Below are 9,104 nucleotides of genomic sequence, written 5' to 3'. Positions count from 1 at the left end.
TACCGCTGACGCTCGAGGACTCGCTACCGCTGACGCTCGAGGACTCGCTACCGCTGACGCTCGAGGACTCGCTACCGCTTCGCTAACGCTAACGCTAACGCTAACGTAATTAAGATGTGCCAAGAAAGTTTTGCAAAAATTTTAAACAAGACTATTCTTACCAATTTGGTGTAATTTTTGGGATTGACTAAATTGGTTGAAGGTGAATTAAAAGTTGTTTGAATTTTGAGTTTTTTATTGTTGGTTTTTAATTTCTTGACGAATTTCTGAGGAAAACGAGGCTGTGACAACACCTGTACTAGCACTGGTTTTGATCAGAGAAACTCGACAGCGGACGTTGGGGTTAATGAACCAGATTTTTTCTTCTGCGGCGGCTCGGTCATATCCAGTAACTAAGACGAAGGTTTCATCTTCGGTTAGGTAGTAGGAGCCGACTGCCGCCATGGTTTCTGCATAGCCTTGATCGCGTAGAAGTTTACCCCGCATGGGGTCTTCAGGATCAGGAACGGGAACTAAGATGCAACTGCCGTTGAGAACTTCGTTTTCATCCCAGTCTGACTGACCTTCCCAACTCATACGGAATGGGGAGACTGTTGCTTGAGTGTCTATGTTGTAGGACTTACAAAGGTCAATGACTGCCGGATCATCTGGGGAAAGGGCAATAATGTCGATGACTGATTGTACGGCTTCAAAGTGACTAAAAGCCAGATGGTGGACGCTGCGTTGTGATCGCCAACGCCCAATAGAACGCTCAACAAATTCCGTAATGTTCATGAGGATGGGAGGATTGGGGACTGGAAAAGAGGACGCGGGGACACGGGGACGCAAGGACACGGAGAAATCTTTTCCCTCACTCCCTTATCTCCCTCATCTCCCGGTTGGTGAGCGAAGTCGAACCACATCTGTCTCATCTCCATCCCCTATTCCCTGTCCCCTGTTTTCTATCTACGCAACTTCTACAATACTGAGAATTTTACCGCCTGTTTTGTGAATGTTTTGAATTTTTTGAGATAGTTGAGAGTATCCTACTTCATAGGTTGTTCTGCCTTGGTTAACGCGAGGGCCACTACTACTTGTTTTTGAGACAGTAATGCGGAAACGCTTGCCAGTGTTGCTGTAAGCCCCAGAACCACCAGCAGGAGCTGCTATTTTGGTAGGAAGATTGCCTGCAACGTCTCTAATCAATTTTGCTGCTTTGCTACTATCACTGGTTGCATATCCCCGCACTATAGCGAAGGTGCGGTTAAAACCTACATTCTTGATACCTGTTTGAGTGCTACTTCCACGATAGGAAGGCACAATATTTTCGCCAAAATTCTCTATATATTCGTTGCTGTCGATGTAAGAGTTAATTTCAGCTTCGTAGCCTTGCTCGTTGTAAATTTGTACGTGTTCTGAGATTTCAGTTTGGTCTTGTGGTGCCCGACCAAGTAGGTGCTTAAAGTTTAATTCAATAAAGCGGTAGGGGGAAGAGTTGTCAAAAAACAGCGAGCGGTATAAATCTGATTGAGCGATTGCTCTGACAAAACCTTTGACTGTGATGTCACCATTGCGTAACAGAGACTCGGCACTGGTGAGCCGTTGGCTATCCATTACATGAACATTGCCCAATACCTGTCTATAAGCTGCTCGGATAATTAATTGTAAATCTGTCTCTGTGGTGTTGGGGCGCAGTTCAATAGATTCTGCTTCTATCCAAAGTGTCATAATTAACGTTTCCTACATTTAGAACTATGGTTGGTTTTGGGAATGGGGGGACTGGGGATTGGGAACTAGGGACTAGGAAAGATGACGCGGGGACGCGGGGACGTGGAGACGCGGAGAAAATTTTTTATCCCCCGGTCACTGAGCGTAGCCGAAGTGCATCCCCCCTTGTATCATTTCAGGGTATGGGGATTAGGTATTGGGGCGATCGCTTCTTGGGCAATTTCCGCCGCTACCTGCTGCAAAAATTTAGATTTATGGTTGATTTTCTGGAAAAAGTTATTTGGGTGAGCAACACTCACCCATTGTTAGGGAAATTAAGCAATTTCGGTAATGCTAATAATTTTCCCACTGGTGCGATTGATCCGCTGAATTTGCGGGGTCATCTTGCTCGCAGGGACAATATACTCACTGGTGCTGACGCGGCGGGGACTGTCAAATTTGGAGCCAGCGACAACAATCTTAAACCGCTTTTCAGTACCTGAGCCAATTACGGTTGCTGAAGATGGCTTGATTATATTGCTAGAGTTGCTGGCAATTGCGTAGACAAGTTGAGAAGACTTGACAGCGCTGTCAATTTGTGCAGGGCCACGATCTAGAGCAAAAGTCCGATTGTAACCTACTTGTTTGAAGTTGGCTTCGCTGGTTTTGCCGCGATAGTAGGGCACAATATTGTCGCCAAAGGCTGATTGGTATTCATCGCTATCGATGTAGGAGTCGATTTCAGCGTCGTATCCTAAGGCAACTGTGCGGACGATGTGTTCGGAAACTTCTCTTTGGTCTTGGGGAGCGCGACCGAGTAGGTGCTTAAAGTTCAGTTCTACAAAACGGTAAGGGGCGCAAGACTCAAAGTAGCGGGTACGATAAAAATCGGACTTGGCAACAGCACGCACAAATTCACGTACTGTAATAGAGCGATCGCACAACTGTGACTCAGCTGTGACTAATCGCTCACTTTCCATTACATGAGGATTGCCTAAAACTTGCTTGTAAACTGCCCGAATCACAGTTTGGATTTCTTCCAAATTGCTGGTAGGCCACAAATCTAAAATTACGGGGGATGCCATTGAAACCTATCTCCTAAAAATTTTTCAACTTTCAGTTTGCCTAAGCCCACACAAGAGTGCTGAGTTGAAACTGTCCAGTTGTAAGTTGTAGAAGTAACACTTAATACTGTCAATACTTAAGAACTCAGCACTAATTACCCAGCACTCAGCTAGATGGCTGTAATACTGGCAATTACGCCACCTTGTTGGTGAATCCGCTGATACTCTTGCGATAATTTTTCGTAAGGCACCAAATAGACTTGGTTAGAGCGGCGGAACTTGGAAACTGCGTTGACGGCTTTTGCCCGGTAGCCCGTAACTTCGATGCGGTAAATCTTGCCATCGGAGGAGGCACCCACGCCTTGACGAGTGCGGGAACCCACCGGTGGAGTGCGGAAGGTAGCGCCATCGCTGGCTGGCGAAACCACTGGGGTCGGGATGGACTGAATGAGTAAAGAATTCAGCTTGGGTTTGTTCCCTGCTAAATCACCTTTCAAGCTGCTGCTGGAAGCACCACGAACCAATTGGAAGGTGTGGGTAAACTGCACCATACTTTGCAGTGCGTCAGTTTTGTAGCCCCGGATGTAGGGTACAAAATTTTCCCCAAAGGTGTTCTGGTATTCGTCGCTGTCGATGTACGAATCAATCTCGGCTTCAAACCCCTTGGTATCCAAAATGGTGCTATGGGCACGCGTTTCTTCCAAATCTAACGGAGGACGACCGAGAAGATGTCTAAAGTTCAGTTCAATCGCCCGATAACGAGCGCAACTGGTAAAAAAGCGAGAACGATATAAGTCAGACTTGGCTACGGTACGCACAAACTCGCGGACGCTCAACTCTCCAGATTTAAATTTCGACTCTGGTACGGCAAGCCGCTCGCTTTCCATAACGTAGGCGTTGCCTAATACTTGTCTGTAAACTGCCTGAATAATCGATTCTGCTTCCTCGTCTGAGCGACCGGGTACCCATTCAATAGGAGGGGTTTCGTCAAACAGGCTGACCCCCAAGCGTGAAGCTGGTCCAAAAGGCATTAAACGATATCTCCTGGTTAACGACAGAGTTTAAGAAATTTGTTTCAAAACGTAAAGAAATCTAAGATTGTTTACCCAGGCAGATCAAGCCATTAGATTGATCTGTTTGACAACAAAGCCTAAATTTCTGCGTGAGAAACCTAACCCTGCGAGTCATTTAAGCTTTCGAGGGTTTTATACGCTTTGTTATGATCAATCTTCATACGAGTCTGCGACCAACAACATGAAGATTTATGAATCTTGATGATTAAGTTGTGGGTATCTAGCATAACTACTCCAACTTACACTGTTGATGCGATCGTCTAGAAACAAAATTACCAACCCATGAAGACGAACACAACATGACAATTGGCATCCAGCAAGGAATTCAAGCCAGAGCCAAACCAAAACTACACATCTATGTTGATTTCATCAAAATTACTGATTTTAAATGTTACAAAAAATACTTATACAAAAATAATAACTATTTAATGTCTAGCTGAATAATGACAAAATTTTCAGGTTATGCTACGTAAGAGAATCAAAAAATTGCAAAATGAGTAATTCAATAACATCCTTAGCACCGATTGTATCAGTAATGATGCCTACTTATAATGTCAAGAAATATGTTAAAGATGCTATTGATAGCGTATTAAAGCAAACTTTTGCAAATTGGGAACTCATAATTGTCGATGATGGTAGTACTGATGGAACTACCGAATTAGTAGCTCAGTATGCAGAAAAAGATTCCCGAATTAAAGTTTATTATCAAGAACATTTTGGTCGTGGCAAAACCAGGAATAAATGCCTAGAATACTCCCGTGGTAAATACATCGCTATATGTGATAGTGATGACATTTCTTTGCCTGAACGATTTGAAAAGCAAGTTAACTTTTTAGAGAATAATTTCAATATTGGTGCTATAGGTTCTCAAGTATGCTCTTTTTCTGAAGAAGCTATTTTTGACCCTGCTAAAATTATTTATTGGCCTACAGAAGCAGGTGAAGTATGCCAAGGCTTTAAACAAGGCAAAATGAAAATGGCGAATTGTGCCACTATGATCAGGACGTCTTTATTTGAGGAACATGGTGGTTACTGTGAACAACTACATCGGGCACAAGACTATGAGTTTTTTAGTAGAGTAATCCGAAAAGGTATTAGTCTTGCTAACTTACCAGAAGTGTTAGTTTTTTACCGACAATCTAACTACATTCAACCTTTCCAGTACTATAAAGAAAACGAAATATATTACAATTACGCAAACTTTCTTTTGTCTGGAGGTACTCAAAATTTCCATCAATTCAGCCAAAAAATGAGTAATAAACTACGTCATAGCTATCTAGTCCAAATATTAAATTATTGGCGATTTTTCATGATCATGAGCTTAAAAAAGCTTAGTATTTACCGTATGCTTTATAAAAAAAATAAAAATTTAGTTTGATTTGTGAAAAAATTCCAAGATAATTTAGTACTAGATCACGAGCAATCATTTGAAAGTTGCTTTGAGTGCTTAGTGTACCATTGAGTTTCTTCTGTTAGCAGCAATAAAATTATGTTTTTTGTAACATTTTCTTGAAATGTTCTGTGAAAAACTTTGACTCTTTAGGATAAACTTTCTTAACCATCGCTGGATTTCCTGCCAACAAAACATAATCTTTGTCGAGAAAATTCTTTGTCACAACAGAACCAGCACCAACAAACGTAAACGAACCAATAGCTGTACCAGGTAAAAATATACAATGACTACCAACGTAACAGCGTTCGCCGATAATAATTGGCTTGTTAATATTAGTAGTATCAATGTCCGCCGTAATAGTATGCGTATAGAAGGTTGAATTAAAACCACCTATCAAAGTGCCTTTACCTATAACTATTCGTCCTTGAACATCGAAATAGTGCCTACCTGTTATACTAGCTCTTTCTCCAATTGTTAAACATCCAAAGTCTTCGTTGTCTTGATAATTTGCTTGGGAAGCGGTAAACCAATTCCCCCATCCTGAAATAGCAGATCTCTCCATCATAGTTAAATGTGAGAGATTTTTAAAATAGTTTAAGTTTTGAATTCTCGCCCCGTCCTTTAAGGTGATTTTCCGAATATTTAAGATTGACATCCCAATATAAACATCTTTGCCAATTTCATGACCCATCATTCTTAAAACTAATATTTTTATCCAAGATGGAAGTAAGGCAACTAAAACAGCAACGAAAAAATTATTCATGAGATAGTTTTTTTATTTATAATAGCTCTATCGTAACTTGACAAAAAAATAAATATATCCAGAATATTTAAAAATTAGCTAGATTAGTTTTTTATAGTGTTCTAATGCATTAAATGCAATTTTACTCCATTGTAAATGCTCAAGTACATAATGCCGCCCTCTTAATCCCATTTCTTTCCAATCTGAACGACACGTTAATAATTTTATTATTCCTTCTTTGATTGATAATACATCTGGTTTAACTACAACTCCACAACCACTTTTTTGAATATATGGTGCAATACCAGCAATTTCGGAAACTAATAATACTCGACCTGCTAGCATTGCTTCTAATGCAGCTAGACTAAATCCTTCAAAACGCGAAGCCAGACAGAAAATATCATGTTCAGCAATGATTGATGAAGAAGATTTATCATAATTGGGATCACAAAAAGAAACTTTTTTTGATATTGAAAGCTGATTAGCTTGTCTTTCTAGTTTATTTTTATCACCCCAATCTGGGCCTTGGATTACAAGTTCCGCATCTGCTGAAGTCAAAACTTCTTTAAATGCATCAATTAAGATATCTAGACCTTTATTGTGAGCATCTATGCGTCCTAAAAATAAAAGTTTAGGGATTCCCTCTTGTGTCCTCCAATTTAGCAATGATTCAGAATTTACTTCATTCGGTGAGAAACCATTAGGTGTCTCTATAACTGGAGTATGGACATTTAAACGTTTTAACCATTCCGCATGACGAATATCTAAAACTTGAATAGCATGTGCTTGCCGTAATAAATGCTTCTCCATCAAATGCCAATAAGGCCATTTTAGATGGGCGTTTTTACTAAAAATAGCTGGATGATAGGGGTCGTGTGGTGCCACTACATACGGTATGGCATTTTTTAAAAATAAACGCGACAAAAAATAGCTTTTAGGAAAAAATATTCCATTAATGATTGCAATATATGGATTTTTATTTTGAGAAATATGGTGTTTTAACCCATCTGGTAGTTGAAACCTTTTGAACTGACTTTTATTAGCAAAACGCTTAATTTCATAACCGGCCTTTGACTTAAAGGATTTATCTTCAAGACCTTCACACAATATTGTAACTTGCTCTCCACAACAGGTCAGTCCTGAAGCTAAACCATGTATAGATTTTGTCATTCCATCAACGATTTTGTCTTCTGATTCCGGAAATTGTGGTAAGTATATATAAACATTCATAATTATTGCTTAGTTAAATATATTATGTTTTAATTCAAATACTAAAAAGCTAAAGCTTATTCGTTCTAAATTGAGCATACATAATCAAGTTTTTGGTGCAAATCTAGAATACGTCAGATTATATTAGTTAGTGTTTTATCAAAAACCCATCATTAAAGATACAGTCAATTTTATAATAAGACAAGACTTTCTACAGGAATTATACACACCACTGACTCACCAGATCTTTTTTTGTCACTCTTTCAAGAGTAGAGTTGTACAGAAGGTTTAAATATTTTCGTTTTACGCTACTCTCTACTTTTCGCTCATCAAGCCAAGATTCAAGTATTTAAATATAACTTTTGAAGTCTCTGCTTGCCTGCTTTTTACTCCGTTGCGCCGGCGCTAATTAAAAGTTCTGCCGCTTGATGGGAGCGGAAGGATTTGCGGGCTTCACTCAAAGCTGTTGCACCCCAGCGATTTTGGGGACGAAAATCTGCACCATGCTCCAACAATATTGTCATTGTTTCGAGATCGCCCCGTGCTGATGCCATCATTAGTGGTGTCCAATCACCAAGGTTGGCGGTATTCACTTCACCACCTAGTTCGATGAGTGCTTTTACTGTATATGGGTGTCCATTTTCAGCGGCTAAGTATAGAGCTGTATTACCAATCTTATTGGTGGCGTTTACTTCAGCTCCCATTGCTACTAGACGTTGTACTATGTCGGTCTGTCCATGCCGTGCCATTGACATTAATATTGTCTCACCATAGTGGTTGCGATCATCGATACCAGCACCATGATCAAGCAGAATTGAAACAACGTTCCGGTAGTCTGATTCGGCTGCGTACATTAAAGCAGTATAATTGGCTACGTTTTTGGTGTTGACATTGGCACCATGGGTAAGCAGTAGTTCCACAATATCGAGATATCCATCTGTAGCTGCCCACATTAGCCCAGTGTTACCAGCTCCGACGGCTGTTACACCGCCAGTTGTATTTGCATCTGCACCTTGAGCTAGTAGTGTCTTGACAGTAGTGGTGTCACCTCTGACGATCGCTCGGATTAGTTCATCATTTAGAGAAGGCATGGTGGGAAATGGGGAGTAGGGAGTGGGGAGTAGGGAGTGGGGGAAGATGAGGGAGACGCAGAGACGCGGGGACGCGGTGAGACAGCGTGGTCTTGGGGGTTTCCCCCATGAGCGACTGCGAACCCGTTCGCTGAAAGCGTTCCCGTTCGCGCAGCGTCTCCGATAGGAGAAGGGTAGGGGGACGCGGAGAATAATTAATAACAAATGACAAATGACAATTCCCCAGTTACCAGTACCTAGTTTCTAATCTTTCAGTTCAACTTTGAAGATACTTTCGGGGGATTTTTGGGCAATGGTGGCATCCCAGGCGATCGCTTGTAAAAATTTTTGAGATGAAAGAGTTTCTACGACATCTACGCCCCAATTGCCTGGTTGTAGAGCATCAGGAGAATTACTTGTAGGCGGAGTTGTTTTGATACCACCCAAGATGAGAATTTCCGGGATGGGTGCTGAAGGCGATCGCTGTTTTTGGCGCTTCTGGGCTAAAGCATAGGCACACAGTTCGCCCACCTGCTGAGGCAAAAATTCCTCTGTAGAAAATAAAACCTCTACAATCCAATGTGGATTGTCTACTAAGCGACATTTGAGATGTTCGTGAACACTTAACCCCTCTTTAAAAACCTCTGTAAACTCTTCCCGGCTGAGAGTTGGAACGATATCAGGTGAAACATCAAAGTTGTGAGAAAGCAGCATCCGCCCTTGGGATATTTTGTTATTTGTCATTTGTAATGGGATTGGGGACTGGGGACTGGGGACTGGGGACTGGGGATTGGGGATTGGGGATTGGGGATTGGGGACTGGGGACTGGGGATTGGGGACTGGGGACTGGGGATTGGGGATTGGGGA

11 protein-coding genes are annotated in these 9,104 nt (G+C 41.5%); 2 read left to right on the top strand and 9 right to left on the bottom strand.

The annotated features are described in order from the left end of the window. Nucleotides 1-234: 234 nt before the first annotated feature. The 5 genes from AC5JMF_RS25675 to AC5JMF_RS25655 all read right to left on the bottom strand — a co-directional run bounded on the left by AC5JMF_RS25675 (nucleotide 235) and on the right by AC5JMF_RS25655 (nucleotide 3,781). Nucleotides 235-774 carry a phycobiliprotein lyase gene (locus AC5JMF_RS25675; RefSeq protein WP_495798532.1) on the bottom strand — a complete coding sequence of 180 codons (540 nt, stop codon included), beginning with the start codon at nucleotides 772-774 and terminating at the stop codon, nucleotides 235-237. A 171-nt stretch (nucleotides 775-945) separates the two neighbouring features. Further along, a complete protein-coding gene (locus AC5JMF_RS25670) occupies nucleotides 946-1,707 on the bottom strand; it encodes a phycobilisome rod-core linker polypeptide (protein WP_495798531.1) in 762 nt (253 codons plus the stop codon). A gap of 170 nt (nucleotides 1,708-1,877) precedes the next feature. Then, complete coding sequence (locus tag AC5JMF_RS25665) at nucleotides 1,878-2,006, bottom strand: hypothetical protein (RefSeq protein ID WP_495798530.1); 129 nt, start codon at nucleotides 2,004-2,006, stop codon at nucleotides 1,878-1,880. A gap of 15 nt (nucleotides 2,007-2,021) precedes the next feature. Beyond that, nucleotides 2,022-2,771, bottom strand: coding sequence for a phycobilisome rod-core linker polypeptide (locus AC5JMF_RS25660; RefSeq protein ID WP_495798529.1), 750 nt, complete (start codon nucleotides 2,769-2,771; stop codon nucleotides 2,022-2,024). A gap of 149 nt (nucleotides 2,772-2,920) precedes the next feature. Continuing rightward, nucleotides 2,921-3,781, bottom strand: coding sequence for a phycobilisome rod-core linker polypeptide (locus AC5JMF_RS25655; RefSeq protein ID WP_495798528.1), 861 nt, complete (start codon nucleotides 3,779-3,781; stop codon nucleotides 2,921-2,923). 341 nt (nucleotides 3,782-4,122) lie between these two features. On the opposite strand from AC5JMF_RS25655, the gene AC5JMF_RS25650 reads away from it, so the two are divergent. Then, a complete protein-coding gene (locus tag AC5JMF_RS25650) occupies nucleotides 4,123-4,263 on the top strand; it encodes a hypothetical protein (protein ID WP_495798527.1) in 141 nt (46 codons plus the stop codon). A 53-nt stretch (nucleotides 4,264-4,316) separates the two neighbouring features. Then, complete coding sequence (locus AC5JMF_RS25645; RefSeq protein WP_495798526.1) at nucleotides 4,317-5,201, top strand: glycosyltransferase family 2 protein; 885 nt, start codon at nucleotides 4,317-4,319, stop codon at nucleotides 5,199-5,201. Nucleotides 5,202-5,310: 109 nt separating this feature from the next. Here the strand turns inward: AC5JMF_RS25645 and AC5JMF_RS25640 are convergent, their stop codons facing one another. The 4 genes from AC5JMF_RS25640 to AC5JMF_RS25625 form a co-directional block, all read right to left on the bottom strand. Further along, complete coding sequence (locus AC5JMF_RS25640; protein WP_495798525.1) at nucleotides 5,311-5,979, bottom strand: acyltransferase; 669 nt, start codon at nucleotides 5,977-5,979, stop codon at nucleotides 5,311-5,313. Nucleotides 5,980-6,057: 78 nt separating this feature from the next. After that, nucleotides 6,058-7,188 (bottom strand): glycosyltransferase, encoded by a 1,131-nt coding sequence (locus AC5JMF_RS25635; RefSeq protein ID WP_495798524.1) that lies wholly within the window; start codon nucleotides 7,186-7,188, stop codon nucleotides 6,058-6,060. Nucleotides 7,189-7,553: 365 nt separating this feature from the next. Next, nucleotides 7,554-8,258 carry an ankyrin repeat domain-containing protein gene (locus AC5JMF_RS25630; protein ID WP_495798523.1) on the bottom strand — a complete coding sequence of 235 codons (705 nt, stop codon included), beginning with the start codon at nucleotides 8,256-8,258 and terminating at the stop codon, nucleotides 7,554-7,556. A 243-nt stretch (nucleotides 8,259-8,501) separates the two neighbouring features. After that, a complete protein-coding gene (locus AC5JMF_RS25625; RefSeq protein WP_495798522.1) occupies nucleotides 8,502-8,981 on the bottom strand; it encodes a DUF2656 domain-containing protein in 480 nt (159 codons plus the stop codon). Nucleotides 8,982-9,104: the final 123 nt, after the last annotated feature.

The sequence above is a fragment of the Desmonostoc vinosum genome, from assembly GCF_059505385.1.
Note: the sequence above shows the minus strand (reverse complement) of the source record. Positions and strands in the feature narration are given on the sequence as shown.